This is a genomic window from Flavobacterium tibetense, assembly GCF_003293845.1.
Classification (GTDB): Bacteria; Bacteroidota; Bacteroidia; order Flavobacteriales; family Flavobacteriaceae; genus Flavobacterium; species Flavobacterium tibetense.
Genome location: NZ_QLST01000016.1, coordinates 1 through 16,641, shown reverse-complemented (window position 1 = coordinate 16,641; position 16,641 = coordinate 1). Strand labels below are relative to the sequence as shown.

Sequence of the window (16,641 nt, the reverse complement as noted above, 5' to 3'; positions counted from 1 at the left end):
AAATGAAAAAAATATTTTTAGCAATCTTTGTACTTGCAAGCATTAGTAGTTACTCTCAAAACAAAAAAGATTACAGTTTCTCATACAATACCGACTCAATCTTAACTAATGGATTAAGAAGTTATTACAATGAAAAATATGACGATGCTGTTAAAGAGTATCAAAAAATTTCAAAATACGATGATAAATATTTAACCGCACAATATGAAATTGGCTTGGCGTTGTCTGCTGCAGGAAAAAAAGAAGAATTAAGAAAGCATTTTGAGGATTTATACAATAATGGCAGTATGAAGGAAAAGCCAATAATGTATACTTCTTACGGAAGTTTTTTAAGCGATGAAAAAGAGTATGAAAAAGCAGAAAAAATATTTGAAGAAGGCGCAATTTACATGAGTAATTCTTCGAATTTTCTATATAATCAAGGTATTCTATATTTAAGAAAAGGTGACTTACAAAAAAGTGTAGATATCTTGAAAAAAGTGGTTACAATTAATCCAAATTTAACATCGGGTCATTATTTCCTTGGTAGCTTGGCTTTAGAAAATGGTAATGTTACTGAAGGAACTTTGGCTTTACTAAGCTATTTAATTCTAAATCCGACAGGAAGATATGCTAGTGAAACAATTACCAAATTGAATAAAAAGTATGGTGAAAATTATATTACTAAAGGAGACCTAAAATTCTCTGAATCAGGAGATGATTTTAGCGAAATTGAAACTATACTTTCAAATCAATTACCATTGCGAAAAGCTTACAAAGTTAAATCTAGTTTTGATGATGTAATTATCCGTCAGATGCAAGCGGTAATGGAGTATACCAAAGAGCATAAAATGCAAGACGGTTTCTTTGAAACCACTTATATTCCTTGGATTAAGGACTTGATGAGTAAAAATCATTTTGAGGCTTATAGTTACTATATCTTATTAAGTTTAGAAGAAGATTTAGGAAAAAAACTAACCACACACAAAAAGAAAATCACTGCGTTTTATGAAAGTTACATCATTAAAGATCTTTGGAATGTTTATGCCAAAAGAAGTGTTAATCATTTTGGCAAAAAACAAGATGTAATCACTTTTATAGAAGATGGTCGCCCATACTTAGTTGGAAATGTTATCAACGGGAAAAAACAAGGAAAATTTGCCTTGTTAGATGACAATGGAAATATTATTGGAGAACTAAATCTTGAGAACGACGAACTTCATGGAAAACAAATCTATTTTGACGAAAAAGGAAATGTTGATCTTGAAAGAAACTTCAAAAATGGAAAGCTTGACGGAGAAGTTAAAGAATTTGAAAATGGAAAACTAAATACGGTTGAAAATTATAAGGATGGAAAACTTCATGGATTGAGCACAACATTCTATGGAAATGGTTCTAAAAGATGTGAATTAAATTTTACTGAAGGGGAACGAAACGGAACTTTAACCTGCTATCATGCAGATGGAACTAAAAGCTCTGAAGTTGTTTACAATAATGGTAAGCTTGATGGAAAGTATATTATCTATAATGAAGTTGGAGATATTACTTACACAGCAAATTACAAGAATGATCTTTTAGAAGGAAACTACCAACAATTTTTTGACGGAAAGGTTCTTAAAGCTGAAGCAACTTATAAAAATGGGAAAGTGGAAGGTAACTACAAAGAATATTACACTAACTCAAAATTGAATTCAGAAAGCTTTTACACTGCTGGAAAAATCACTAAAACCATAAATTATCATATCACTGGAGAAAAATCATCAGAATTGATTTTTGACGCTAAAGAACAATTAACTTCTTATAGTTATTTTTCAATTAGAGGAGAAAAGTATTTTGAAGAAATTTATAAAGGAAATGAATTAAAATCAGGATTACAATACACAAAAAACGCAGCAAAACCAAAAGAAGTGAGTTTACAGAAAAAACCATTCCAAATTGCTAATTTAAACGGAAATGTTATCGTAAGTGGTAATTATGACAAAGGAAAGAAAAACGGCGAATGGAATTATTATTTTTCAAATGGCTATTTACGAATAAAAGAAAATAATGTAGCTGATTTACAACAAGGATTAAGTTATAATTATAATAGAACAGGCGAATTAAATTCAATCTCAAACTATAAAGATGATAAAATAAATGGTCTTTATGAAGTTTATGACAACGGTATTTTAAGTGATATATATTATTATTCAAATGGTACACAAAATGGTCCGTTTACTGCTTACTATCCAAATGGAAAGGTAAAAGTTGAAGGATTCTATAAAAACGGCGAACTACATAATTCTAGAATAACTTACAGACAAAACGGACAAATTTCTCAAAAAACAAAATATAACGAAGGGGATGCCGTTTTAAATGAAAGTTTTGATATCAATAACCACAAGGATTATGAAATTGATTATATAAACAAAAATGGAAAAATAACAATAACGAACAATAAGACAACAACTTCAGAATTTTCTATTGTCAATGGTAATTTTAATGGAAAATATACTTCAAAAGAAAATACAGGAACTCCAATTGTAGATATGGAATTCAAAAATGGAGTAAGACACAATTCCTATAAATATTACAGTCCGTATGGAACCATTCAATATGAAAGAAACTATTACAATGGTAAATTACACGGAATTGATAAGATATACGATTTAGTTGGAAATTTAAGATTAATTGATGAATTTACATTTGGAGAAAATAATGGAAAAACCGTGCGTTTTTTCAAAAGTGGAAAAAAAATGTACGAATACACCAGTTTTGATGGATCAAATGAAGGAGACTATATTTATTACAACCAAGAAGGAACTCCAATTTTAAAAGTTGTTTACGAAAACAATATGGCAATTCAGTATTCTAATTTAAATAGTGAAGGCGTTTTTGGCACACCAATTGAGATCGTTAATGAAACTGCTATAATTGAATCTAAATATCCAAATGGAAAATTAGCTATTAAATTCCAAATTGAGAAAGGAAATATTACTGGAAAATTAATTGTTCAAAATAAAGAAGGAAATCCAGAATATGAAGCCAATTACAAAAATGGAATTTTAGAAGGCAATCGTATTGAATATTATTCCAATGGAAAAATTTATAAAAGAGAAAATTTCAAAAATTCGGATTACTTTGGTGAACAAAATTATTTTGATGAAGAAGGAAGACCATGGATTACAGCAACTTTTGAAAATGACGAATTACATGGTGATTTTTTAATTTACAAAAACGGAAAATTACTAGTAACTAAAAAATATGACTCAGATGAATTGGTTAAAATCATCCAATAAACTTTTAGTTTTCTTCATTCTAATTTCTTGGAATAGTTTTGCTCAATATTCGTTCCAAGAACTTAAAAATGAATATCCAGACCAAAAAGAAATTATCACAAAAGATTATCAATCATATGAAATCTTTATAGAAAAAAACAAATTAAAAATCATTCAAAATACCGAAATGGAATCGGTTATTTTGTCTGAAAGTGGTATTCATAACAATCAAGAATCATTTACATATTCTGATTTAGTTAAGCTTATAAGTTATGACGCCTACTCTATTGTGAATGTTAATGGTAAAGAGAAAAAAATTAAAGTTACGCAAACCAATGAAAAACAATCAAACGGAAGTAATATTTTTTTCGATGATGTAAGAAAGCGCAATTTAATATTTACTAACTTAGAAGCTGGCGCAAAGAAATCTTATTCATATAAAAGAGAATTTTTAGATCCATTCTTATTACACAAATTTATTTTTGGAAGTGGATATCCAATTAAAAATGCAACTTTTGAATTGATAACGGATAAAAATATTAACATTGGTTATAAAATTTTTAACGACCCTAACAATTCTATAATCCTTACAAAGTCTGAAAAAAAAGGGAAAACCGTTTATTCTTGGACACAAAGAGACATCATGCCTCAAAAATTTGAATCTAGTGGTCCTGGAGTTTTACATTTTATTCCCCATATTGATGTTTACATTAAAGATTACACCATCAACAACGAAAAAATTGAAGTTTTAGATGATGTTAATAGGCTTCACAAATATTATAAAGGTTTTGTAGACAACATCAATAAGGAGGAAAATGAAGATTTAAAAGAATTAGCTGTTGATTTAACGAAAAACCTAAATTCGGAAGAAGAAAAAGTAAAAGCTATTTTTTATTGGGTAAAAGACAACATCAAGTACATTGCTTTTGAAAATGGTTATGAAGGCTTTATTCCAAGAGAAGCTAATTTAGTTTTTGAACGCAAATTTGGTGATTGCAAAGATATGTCGAGCATTATTGTTACTATGGCAAGTTATGCAGGTATTAAAAATGTATATTTATGTTGGATTGGCACAAGAGAAATCCCATATAGCTATAATGAATTACCTACTCCAGCAGTTGATAATCATATGATTGCAGCTTACAAAAATGGCTCAAAATATATTTTTTTAGATGCAACAGATAGAGAAACGCGTTACGGTTTACCTACAGCATTTATTCAAGACAAAGAAGCACTTATTAATACACCTAATGGCTACGAAATTGTAAAAGTTCCAATTATAAACGCAGAAGTAAATCAAGTAAATGATGTCATTAAATTGACAATTGAAAATGGTTTATTAAAAGGAAAAGGTAGAGTTGAATACAACGGATTTAACAGAACATATCCAATTGCTTATCTTGGTGATAATACTGGAAAAAGAAGATTCGACATTATCAAAAACTTAGTACTAAAAGGAAACAACAAGTTCAAACTAATTGATTTTAGTGAAGAAAATGCAACAAATAGAGATTTGTCCTATAATATCAACTATGACTTTGAGTTGGACAGTTATTTAATTAACGTTGATAATGAGATTTACATTAATCTTTTTCTAAATAAAATTTTCGATAAAAACCCAATAGAAATTGACAGAACAACTAGCTATGATTTCGAAATTGTATCAATTTTTAATTTGGATTATGAACTTGCAATTCCAGAAAACTATAAGGTTAAGAATTATCCAAAAAATGAGTTAATTGACAATGAATTAATGAAAATCAGCATTACTTTCGAACAACAAAAAAACACTATTGGGGTAAATTACAAAATTCAACTGAAAAAAAATCTAATCAATAAAGAAGATTTTGCACTTTGGAATGAAAGCTTAAAACAATTAAAATCAAACTACAGCGAGTCAATTATATTATCAAAAACAAAATAAAATCATGGTAATCAAAAAAATCAGTTTCGTTATCACCTTATTATTTATTTCTAATCTTGTTTGTGCACAAGAGTATAGTTTCAAAAATTATACTTGGAGTGAGAAACCAGAAGCATTAGAAATACCAGAACAATTTAAATCTGAAAATGAAATCATTTTAAGTAAAAAGAATAAAATTGAGATTATCGTTGATAAAAACGGAGCCAAACAATACTACTTACTACACGATAGAATTTTTATTAATTCTGATGACGCCATTGAAAAAAACAATAAAATTTATTTACCAATGGGACAAAATGTTAATGTAATAAAAAATGAAGCCCGAGTAATTTTAAAAAATGGAAAAATAATTACACTAAACAAAAAAGACATTAAAGAAGAAATAGATGAAGAAAGAAACCTGAAATTCAACTATTTTGCTGTAAACGGACTTGAAAAAGGTGCGATTATAGAAAAAGTTTTTATTTTAGAAGAATTTCCAACTTTAAACGGCAAAACTTTTAGAATGCAAAGCGACATTCCAATTGTTCAAGCTAACTTTGAATTAATCTATCCAAAACATCTTGTTTTTAAAACAAAAGTTTATAATGGATTAAGTGAACCAGTATTTGATACCGAAACTTCTGAAACTAGTACAAAATTAACAATTAACGAAAAAAATATTGAAGCTTTACCTGATGATGAAAAGTACTCTAATTGGAGATCAAAAATTAAATATTTAAGTTATAAACTAGACCAAAACCTGTATAGTGGTGCCAAAAATTTGTATAATTTCAAAGAATTCTCATCAAATATTTATGAACGTTTCTATACAACTCTAGACAAGAAAGACACTAAAACAGTTGCCGATTTTTGTAAAAGTATTGCAAAAAATAACAACCTTCAAGAACAACTTTGGAATATTGAAGATAAAATTAAAAAATCAATTACCTATAACCGTTATTACGATTCAAAAGAAACAATTACAGATATTATAAAATCTAAACAAGCAAGTCAAGGTGATATTTTACGTTTGTATATTGCCGTTTTAAATCAATTCAATATAGAATCACAAATTGTTTTTGCATCAGATAGATTTGATACTCCTTTTGATATTGAATTTGAAAGTTATGAAAATCTTGATGAAATTTTACTTTATTTTCCTTCCATCAATAAATTTTTAACTCCAACAGAAATTGAATATAGAATTCCATTAATTCCAGCCAATTTGGCTAATAATCATGGATTATTTATTAAATCTAAAGAATTTGCAGGAATTAAAATGGGAATTGGTGAAAAAGGATTCATTACTATTCCAGGTGTTGAATTAACTCATGACACAATGGAAATCACTGTTGATTTCACCAAAGATTTAGAAAACCCAATAATTACAACCAATTTAACTTATGGCGGTTATTCTGGATTAAATTTTCAACCAATGAAAGATTTTATTTCGGAAGAACAATATAAAGATATTTTAAAAAGTATTGCCCAAAATTATACAGGTGAAAAACAACCAACGACAATTAAATCTAAAAATGACGGTTTAGAAAACATTGGAAAAAAACCATTCCATCTAGATTTAACTTTTGAAGGTAGCGATTTGATTCAAAAAGCGGGAAATACCTATTTATTCAGTATTGGTAAAACAATTGGTTCCCAAATGGAATTGTACCAAGAACACAAAAGAAAACTTCCCGTAGAAATTGATTATCCACATTCGTATTATAGAAAAATTATCATTAAACTTCCAGAAAATATAGTAGTTAAAAATCTTGAAAATTTTAACATGGATTATAAAACTGAAATTAATGGTAAAACTGAAGCAGGATTTGTAAGTTCATACAAACAGAATAAAAATGAAATCATCATTGAAAACAATGAATTTTATAATATTATCAACTATCCTTTAGAACATTTTGATTCATATAAAGATGTGATTAATGCTGCTGCAGATTTTAATAAAATCACTTTAGTATTAAACAAATAAAAACAAAAAAAGAGGCTTAAAAGCCTCTTTTTGTTTATAATTAATATTTCATTAAAACTGACTCGAAATCACTTTTTTAATGATTACTTCTCTATCAGTAATTACTTTAACAATATACATTTCTCCTTTTCCTTTATTAAAAGTTGGTTCTACTCTAATTTCATGATTTTGTTTGGTATCAATATCATTCAATTGATAAATTAGAGAACCTTTAATATCAAATATTTGAACTTTAATTAAAGAATCATAATCCAATCCATAATCAACAGTGAAGGAATCTTGGAACGGAACTGGGTAAATAGTTACATTTCCTGAAATTGGTCTTGAATTTGAAGTTGCATCTTTATCATCAAAAGCAATACTTCTCGTTTCAATTGTTTCTTCAGGAATTACAACTTTAACTCTACATTCATCAAATCCTCTATTGATTGCATCAACAGCATTGTTAATTGTTGCAGCATTAATTCCACCTGTAGATTCTCCTCCAAGCGATTTATTAGCTAAAGCAAATAAATTAGCAACAGTAGCTCCTCCGTTATTCTCTAAATAACTAATTACATTAGATGAAATTGTGAACTCTTGAGCCGTTTCCATATTAGGTTCATTGGATCCACAAGTTATGGTTTTAGCAGTTGCAAATGAGCTTTCTAAAACAACACCTCCTAATGATTGATCCATTTGTAAATTAAAGAATAAAGTAATCGTTTGACTTAACAAATTGTTATTTATTTTTCCTTTATTTCCTCCTTTAGCAACTAATGGATCATTGTCTGACCATGTGGCATACTCATCGTAAGTAGCATAACCAACTAAAGCTCTTGGTGAACCGCCGCCAGGAAGCATTTTGTAGATCTTATTTTGTGCAGGATTACCTGCTCCAGTTACATCCGAAAGTTTCAACAAGAAATAATTTCCGGTATTTAAACTTCCAAAATTAAAGCTACCTCCCACTTGAGTTAAAGCATTAGTCATCATTACATGAGAATTAACTGTTCCATAATCTGGAGTACAGCCTAAACCACCATAATTGCCATAAAATCCTTGGGTATAAGTACAATGAGCATCATCACATGGAATTGTAGCAATTGTAATTTCACAACTAGTAACACAACCATTAGAATCAGTTATGGTTACAGAGTGCAGCCCACCACTTAATCCAGTTGCTGTAGCGGTTGTTTCACCATTATCCCATAAATAAGTATAATCACCACTACCACCAAGTACGCTAACTGTTGCCGAACCATTTAGTCCTCCAATACAAATTTCGTCACTGTTTTTTTCTACGGAACAAGTTAACTCATCGGATTGCATGATTTCAGCACTGTTCTCATTACGACAACCTCCTTCATTTCCATTGGCATCAATAATTACAACACTGTAAGTCCCAGCTACTAACCCTGTTAAATCTTCAATGTTTTCCTGACCTTCAGGAATCACGCCACCATTTGAAGCACTCCACGAAAATGTATAAGGAGGAGTGCCTCCAGAAGGAGATAAATCAATCGATCCAGTTGCGTCACCATAACATAAAACGTCAATATTACTAATTTGACTTGACAAAGGCGACTCAGGTTGTGAAATTGAAGTATCTGCACATAATGTTGGATCTTCCAAATCTTGAACAGCATCGGTAATAAGAATGGTGTAAGTTCCCGCTGGTAGATTTAAAAATGTTGCCATACCAGGATTTGAATCAACATCTAAAACACTATCTAATTGCGTATTAAGATCTGAAGACAAATACAAATAGAAATTGTATGGTGGAAATCCAGCTGAAGCCGTTACTGCAATTGATCCTGTTGAACCATCGTTACAAAGCACATCCGTTGGAACGGTTTCACAAATGATTCTACAGTTGTTATCAACAGTAAATGTTCCAATAACAGTATCGGTTAAACCACACGCATCAGTGATTGTCCAAGTAACATCAACACTTCCACCAGAATATAAAGGTGCAGAAGGATTTTCAGGACTAATTGTAATAGTATATGGTGCCGTTCCCGGATTATCAACATGAACTCCGCTTTCATATCCTGCGCCAGCTTCATTTAACCAATTAGTAAATGCTGTATCAATCAGAGCTTGAGCTTCAGATGGAGAAACACCACACAATGTAGAAGCATTTCCGGGGTTTTTAGAAATTTCAGGTGTTACTAATGGCGCTTCAACGATTTCCACTTGAACATTTCCTTCACATCCTTTAGAGTCGGTTATAACCACGCTATAAACCCCTGCTGTTAAATCTGATACATCTTGAGTGGATGCAGCAAAGTTAACATCACCCAATTTTGTCCATGCATAAGTATAAGGCGGTGTACCTCCAGAAGGAGTTAAATCAATTGAACCTGTAGCAGCTCCATAACACGTAACATGTGTGGGAACTCCAACACCAGATGGTAAAGGATTTATTGTAGCCGTTACAGCAGTTCTTGGTCCTTCACAACCATCAACCGTACAAGAAACATAATACGTTGTTGTCTCTGAAATTTCTGGAGTATTAAATGGAGAGCCTTCTCCTATTGCTACTCCTCCACTTGCGCTTGTATACCATTTAAGAGTTCCATTACACCCAGACGCAGATAAACTTACAGAGCCTGTTCCACAAAATGCATTTGAAATTGCTGTTGGCGCTGGTGGAATGCCGTAAAATTGTCCAGCAACTAAATCTTGTAAAGAAGCATTAATGGATTGTGAATTTCTAGTTTCTAATAAAAAGCGTTGAAAACAAGCATTATATTCACCCGGTAATGTAGCTAAATCTAAATATCCTTCGAAGAATAACGGATTAGGATACGTTCCTGTTTCTCCAAATTTTGGATAAAAAGTCCACATTTCACCATTAAACATTTGACCAGTTGGAACATCTACAACAGAACTGTTAGTTGCTAAAGCAGCATCTAATCCGCCACCAGTAACAAGAACTAACGCTCCTGGATTAACATCTGTTTTTCCAGCCCACATGTAAATACTCGGTTGAGCATTACCACCACCATTTACAAAATTACTTATAATTAAAATGTCTCCGTTTACATGTTCACCTGTAAATGGACTTGAACTTGAGCCGTTTCCTGTTGGTCGCACATCATCTTTAAAAAACCAAAAGCCAATTTGAGCATTACCATTTGCTGCGGTTCTATCTCCAAAAAAATAGAGTTTTGTTCCTAATAAAACAGCACCAGCATTGGCAATATCCCCTTTGTCATTTGAATTACCATTTGCCCAAAACCAATGCGTATTTGGGTTGGCTCCTGTATCAGAAGAACCGCCAGTCCATTGATCATCAACATGTAATACATCAAAAGGATCATGCTTAAAAGCTTTCTTTGTATTTGCGGGATTATTTAAAACTGCAGGCCAATCACTAGGATCACCATCAATTATGATTTGACTGTGTAGTGATGACTGACTGAAGAATAAAAGTAAAAATGCAACATAATAAATCCCTTTTTTGCTAAAATTAATTCCTTGTAAACTGGAATTAAGCCCCAAACCTCTCAATACCCCTGCTGCATACTCTAAAGAACAGCTCAATTTTTGGGCATTTTCTCGATAAAATAAAATAAATTTTTTCATAATAATACGGTTTAAAAATACCATATCATTAGTAAGTTTGTGTAGAAGTGGTTTTGAGATAAATTAAAAATTTTCCAATCATAAATTGAAAATTTAATGAATTAAAAAACTTATGTGAAGAAATAAACTGTTATTGATTGATTTTTGCAGAAGAAGTTGCCATTGGCAATTACAATAAATCAATTGAACCATCCTTTAGTTTGATAGATTTACTAAAAGTAGAAACTCTTAAAAAATAAAATCTAACTACATTTCAAAAACCTTTGCTTAGGTTTTGTTGTACAAATTTAATTCAATTTTCATTAATCTTTTAAAAAAATAGAGTCATTTTTGAAACTTTAACTTTTTAACAATTAATTAACCATCAATAACTTAGCATGAAAATAAAATTAAAAATGCCTGCTATTTTAGAAAAAAAATTAACTAATAGATGAAGTTATAAAAAAGTCCGTTCAAGTACTTTTTATTCTAAAAATGAAGTCAAAAAAAACATAAAAAATCATTGAATTTTCATTTTTATTTTTTTTATTTAATTCTGAAGAATATTTTTCTTACGAAAAGAAAAGATAAAAATTACTGATTATCATAACGTTACCATTTTTTGTTAACAAATAGGCTCAAAATTTTAGCTTATATCTTACAAGGTAATGAAAAATAGTGCATTTCATCGATTATATTGTTAATTTCGTCGATTATATTTTTTTAAATACTTAGTTTTGAAGCGGTTAACAAAAATGAAAATGACTATGAAAAAATTAATTTGTGCCGCTCTACTTTTTACTGGTACCTACGGAATTGCTCAAGGCAAAAATGATTTATGGAAAAAAAGTAATTCGAATGAAACTTCAAATAGAAGTACTAATTTACACTTACCTCAAAAGAATACATTCGACTTAGATGTTACTTCAATGAAAACCTTATTGAGTAAATCTCCTAAAAAAGAGGCACTTAAAACTTCTTCAAATCTTATTATTACATTACCAAATGGAGAAGGAACATTGGAAAACTTCAAAGTGTATGAAAGCTCGGTAATGGCTCCAGAACTTGCAGCAAAATTTCCTGAAATAAAATCGTATGTAGCTATTGGTGTTGACAATCCAAAAGCAATTGCTTATTTTAGTTCTTCACCATTAGGATTTAAATCCATGACTATTTATCCTGATAAAGAAGCTATTTTCATCGAACCTATAAATTCTGATAATACCAAATATACTGTATATAAAAAATCGGATAGAAAAACTCCGTTTACTAAATTTGAATGTGGTGTATCGGATTCCGAAATAGAAACAATAAGTAATCTTACATCAAGCCAAAGAGGAGCTGATGACGGAAAACTACGCACTTTTAGACTAGCGGTTTCTTGTACTGGAGAATATGCCAACTACTTTGGTGGCACAAAAGCTTTAGCCTTGGCAGGAATAGTAAATACTATGACTAGAGTAAATGGTATTTTCGAAAGAGATTTTGGACTAAGATTAGTTCTAATCGCTAACAACGAGAATGTTCTTTATACCAATGCTGCTACAGATCCGTATACCGACTCACCTACTTACTGGGGACAACAAGTTCAATCCACCTTAACCAATGTTATTGGAGAAGCGAATTATGATATTGGGCATTTATTTGGAGGTACAACCGCAGGCGGAAATGCAAACTGCAGAGGTTGTATTTGTGTTGATGGTCTAAAAGGTAGCGCCTATACTGGTACTAGCATGCCATCTGGAGATAATTTTGACATCGATTATGTAGCACACGAAATGGGACACCAATTGGGAGCCAATCATTCCTTTACATACAGAACAGAAAGTGGAAATCAAGCACAAATGGAACCAGGAAGTGCTTCTACAATTATGAGTTATGCAGGAACTAGCTTAAAAGACATTGTACAACGTCCTGATGCTTATTTTCATGCGATTAGTATCCAACAAGTTACAGATAACATCAAAAACAAAACTTGCGCAACCATTACACTTACAGGAAATGCAACACCAGTTGTAAACGCCGGACAAGATTATACCATTCCGAAAGGAACTCCATTTATGTTAAATGGTTCTGCAACAGACGCTAACAGCAACGACCAATTAACCTACTCGTGGGAACAAATGGATTTAGGAAATGCAACAGCCTCCACACCAAGTAGCACAGCTACAACTGGTCCTTTATTTAGATCTTATCCTCCTACTAGTTCTCCAACGCGCTATTTTCCAAATATGAATACTATCTTGGCTGGATTAACCACAACGCAAGGACATAGAATTGCTTCAGAAACATTACCAGGCGTTGCTCGTACTTTAAACTTCCGTTTGACCGTGAGAGATAACAGAACTGGAGGAGGCGCAAACAATACCGATGATATGGTGGTAACCGTAGACGGAAATGCGGGTCCATTTATCGTTAATTCTCAAAACACAGCTGTATCTTACGCTGCAGGAACTACTCAAACCGTTAACTGGACAGTTGCAGGAACTAACGCAAATAATGTAAACTGCGCTAATGTAGACATTCTACTTTCTACTGACGGTGGACAAACTTTTCCAATTGTTTTATTAGCAGGAACTCCCAATGATGGAACGCAAAATGTAATTATCCCAAATATCCCAGGAACAACTAATAGAATCATGGTAAAAGGAAGTAATCATATTTTCTTTGATGTAAACAATGTTAACTTTACCATTACAGGTTCAGGTACTGCTGATACAACAGCTCCCTCAGCATCAACCCTTACTGCTTCTGGAACTACAACATCAAGTACAAATTTATCTTGGACAGCCGCAACAGATAATCTTGGTGTAACTGGCTACGATGTGTATCAAGATGGAATATTGAAAACAACAACTACCACAACTTCTTTAACGATAACAGGTTTAACTGCTTCAACTGCTTATAGTTTCTATGTTAGAGCAAAAGACGATGCTGGAAACCTATCTATTGCTAGTAATACAGCAAAAATAACTACTTTAACGCCTGTAGATACAACAGCCCCATCAACAGTAACACTTTCAGCTTCTGGAACTACAACTTCAAGCACCAACTTATCATGGACTGCTGCTACCGATAATATTGGAGTAACGGGTTATGACGTATATAGAAATGGAGTCTTGACAAACACAACTACTGCAACTACTTTAATAGTGACCGGCTTATCAGCTTCAACTACTTATAGTTTCTATATAAGATCAAAAGATGCCGCTGGAAATGTTTCTACCGCTAGTAATACAGTAAATATAACTACTTCTGCAGCTTTAGATACAACAGCGCCATCATCGGTAACACTTTCTGCCTCTGGAACTACAACTTCAAGTACAAATTTATCATGGACTGCTGCTACCGATAATGTTGGAATATCGGGTTATGACATCTATCAAAATGGTATCTTAAAAACTACTACAACTGCAACTAGTTTAACTGTAAATGACTTATCAACTTCAACTTCATACAGTTTCTATGTAAGAGCAAAAGATGCTGCTGGAAATGTTTCTACTGCAAGTAACACAGTAAATGTAACTACTTCAGCTGCTCCTTCAATTAGTACAATTTCATATTGTAACTCATCAGGAGGAACATCTAAAGAATTTATTAATCGAGTACAATTGGGTACAATTAATAATACTTCTGGAGACAATAATGGTTATGGTGATTACACTGCAATTGCAACAAATTTAGCGGTTGGAACATCTAATACAATTACAATTACTCCGGGTTGGTATGGTAACTCAAGAGCCGAATCGTATAATGTTTGGATAGATTTTAATAAAAATGGAATTTTTGAATCATCCGAATTAGTATTCTCTAGAACAAAAGATAAAGCTTCATCCGTAAGTGGAACTATCAATATCCCAACGAATGCATTAACAGGAACAACAAGAATGAGAGTTTCCATGAAGTTCAATTTTTCACCAACAGCTTGTGAAACTTTCTCAAATGGAGAAGTTGAAGATTATACAATAAACATAACTTCAATTCACACTAGAAACTCAGAAGAAATTACAAGTAATAAAGTTGATACGAACGAAGTATCTGAAATCACAAAGCTGGATTTCAAATTATATCCTAACCCAGTAAAAGGAGACATCATTTATTTCTCAGGAATGGAAAACAACAATTCATCCTACAGAATTTTCAACCAAATGGGACAGCAAGTAGCAAGTGGAAATGTAGACAACAATACAATTAACATAAGTAATTTAATGTCTGCAATTTATATCATTGAAGTTACAGATGGCAAATCTGCTGGAACAAAACGATTCATAAAAGAATAAAAACAGAATCCCAATAATTACCAAATCTATAAGCTGTCCAATTGGGCAGCTTTTTCTATAAATTTAAAACAATGACTAAGAGAAATTAGTAGAAAAATAAAACATTAAAGTTCAACTTCACAAGAGTTGGATTTTTTTTGGGCGTTCCTGTTTGCTTCGTACCTCGCAATTACAGGTCGGGCTATCCACACTCGCTTTACTTAAAATCCTTAGGCATTTTAAGTAAGAGCTCAAACAAATGCTGCTATCCCTAACGCGGGATTTGGTTTTCAGTTGAAATCTATTGGAAAATTATTTAAAAATGGTTTAATCCTAAAACAAAAAAATCCCAACCATTACAGTTAGGATTTGTTGTTTGAGTCCCTTCGGGACGGAATATAGGTAACAAAAAAGCCCTATCATTTCTGATAGGGCTTTTCAAAAGAAAGGCGGCGACATACTCTCCCACAGTCATGCAGTACCATCTGCGCAGGCGGGCTTAACTACTCTGTTCGGAATGGGAAGAGGTGAGCCCCGCCGCAATAACCACCTTAAGTTTTTAAGGCAATAGGCATTAGCCATAAGGCATCAGCTTTTTTGCTCGGGTCAACTAAACTATTGGCTATTGCCTTTTGCCTAGTGACTAATATCTTAACATACTGAGATAAGTAAATATTTAGTAGAAAGTTCTCGTCTGCCGATTTCTCGGCAGACAATCTTGCAGATAAGCTTACGGGTTATTAGTACTACTCGACTATGACATTACTGCCTTTACATCTGTAGCCTATCAACGTGGTCATCTTCCACGACCCTTAAAAGAAATCTCATCTTGTGGTGGGTTTCGCGCTTATATGCTTTCAGCGCTTATCCCTTCCCGACGTAGCTACTCTGCGATGCTCCTGGCGGAACAACAGATACACCAGCGGTCAGTCCAATTCGGTCCTCTCGTACTAGAATCAGATCCACTCAAATTTCTAACGCCCGCAGTAGATAGAGACCGAACTGTCTCACGACGTTCTGAACCCAGCTCGCGTGCCACTTTAATGGGCGAACAGCCCAACCCTTGGGACCTTCTCCAGCCCCAGGATGTGACGAGCCGACATCGAGGTGCCAAACCCCCCCGTCGATATGAGCTCTTGGGGGAGATCAGCCTGTTATCCCCGGCGTACCTTTTATCCTTTGAGCGATGGCCCTTCCATGCGGAACCACCGGATCACTATGCTCTACTTTCGTACCTGATCGACCTGTATGTCTCTCAGTCAAGCTCCCTTATGCCATTGCACTCTACGCACGGTTACCAAGCGTGCTGAGGGAACCTTTAGAAGCCTCCGTTACTCTTTTGGAGGCGACCACCCCAGTCAAACTACCCACCAAACAATGTCCCCCACAATCGCGGGGTTAGGCCTCAGACAAGCAAAGGGTGGTATTTCAACAATGACTCCACAGATCCTAGCGAACCCACTTCAAAGTCTCCCACCTATCCTACACATCACGTGTCCAAGGTCAATATTAAGCTATAGTAAAGGTGCACAGGGTCTTTTCGTCCCACTGCGGGTAATCGGCATCTTCACCGATACTACAATTTCACCGAGCTCATGGCTGAGACAGTGTCCAGATCGTTACACCATTCGTGCAGGTCGGAACTTACCCGACAAGGAATTTCGCTACCTTAGGACCGTTATAGTTACGGCCGCCGTTTAC

The 16,641-nt window shown here is 32.9% G+C and carries 5 protein-coding genes and 2 rRNA genes; 4 read left to right on the top strand and 3 right to left on the bottom strand.

From position 1 onward, the window contains the following. Positions 1 to 2 precede the first annotated feature (2 nt). Genes DPN68_RS11350 through DPN68_RS11340 form a run of 3 tightly spaced genes read left to right on the top strand, consistent with a single transcriptional unit; the run spans position 3 to position 7,129 of the window. On the top strand, positions 3 to 3,257 hold the full coding sequence (locus DPN68_RS11350; protein ID WP_113989765.1) for a toxin-antitoxin system YwqK family antitoxin: 3,255 nt from the start codon (positions 3 to 5) through the stop codon (positions 3,255 to 3,257). Continuing rightward, positions 3,232 to 5,160, top strand: coding sequence for a DUF3857 domain-containing protein (locus DPN68_RS11345; protein WP_162298416.1), 1,929 nt, complete (start codon positions 3,232 to 3,234; stop codon positions 5,158 to 5,160). The genes DPN68_RS11350 and DPN68_RS11345 overlap by 26 nt, the downstream gene beginning before the upstream one ends. A 4-nt stretch (positions 5,161 to 5,164) precedes the next feature. Beyond that, entirely contained in the window at positions 5,165 to 7,129 is a 1,965-nt protein-coding gene (locus DPN68_RS11340; protein ID WP_113989763.1) for a DUF3857 domain-containing protein, read from the top strand. Between the two features lie 51 nt (positions 7,130 to 7,180). Here DPN68_RS11340 and DPN68_RS11335 read toward each other — a convergent pair whose 3' ends face one another. Then, entirely contained in the window at positions 7,181 to 10,702 is a 3,522-nt protein-coding gene (locus DPN68_RS11335) for an Ig-like domain-containing protein (RefSeq protein ID WP_162298415.1), read from the bottom strand. Between the two features lie 746 nt (positions 10,703 to 11,448). On the opposite strand from DPN68_RS11335, the gene DPN68_RS11330 reads away from it, so the two are divergent. Further along, positions 11,449 to 14,961 (top strand): reprolysin-like metallopeptidase, encoded by a 3,513-nt coding sequence (locus DPN68_RS11330; RefSeq protein ID WP_162298414.1) that lies wholly within the window; start codon positions 11,449 to 11,451, stop codon positions 14,959 to 14,961. Between the two features lie 423 nt (positions 14,962 to 15,384). Here the strand turns inward: DPN68_RS11330 and rrf are convergent. Then, a 5S ribosomal RNA gene (gene rrf, locus DPN68_RS11325) occupies positions 15,385 to 15,494 on the bottom strand. 166 nt (positions 15,495 to 15,660) lie between these two features. Continuing rightward, a 23S ribosomal RNA gene (locus tag DPN68_RS11320) occupies positions 15,661 to 16,641 on the bottom strand; the annotation flags it as partial.

Coding starts and splice junctions, on each gene's coding strand:
- DPN68_RS11345 (WP_162298416.1), top strand. CDS start 3,232: ATGAATTGGTTAAAATCATCCAATAAACTTTTAGTTTTCTTCATTCTA.
- DPN68_RS11340 (WP_113989763.1), top strand. CDS start 5,165: ATGGTAATCAAAAAAATCAGTTTCGTTATCACCTTATTATTTATTTCT.
- DPN68_RS11330 (WP_162298414.1), top strand. CDS start 11,449: ATGAAAAAATTAATTTGTGCCGCTCTACTTTTTACTGGTACCTACGGA.
- DPN68_RS11350 (WP_113989765.1), top strand. CDS start 3: ATGAAAAAAATATTTTTAGCAATCTTTGTACTTGCAAGCATTAGTAGT.
- DPN68_RS11335 (WP_162298415.1), bottom strand. CDS start 10,702: ATGAAAAAATTTATTTTATTTTATCGAGAAAATGCCCAAAAATTGAGC.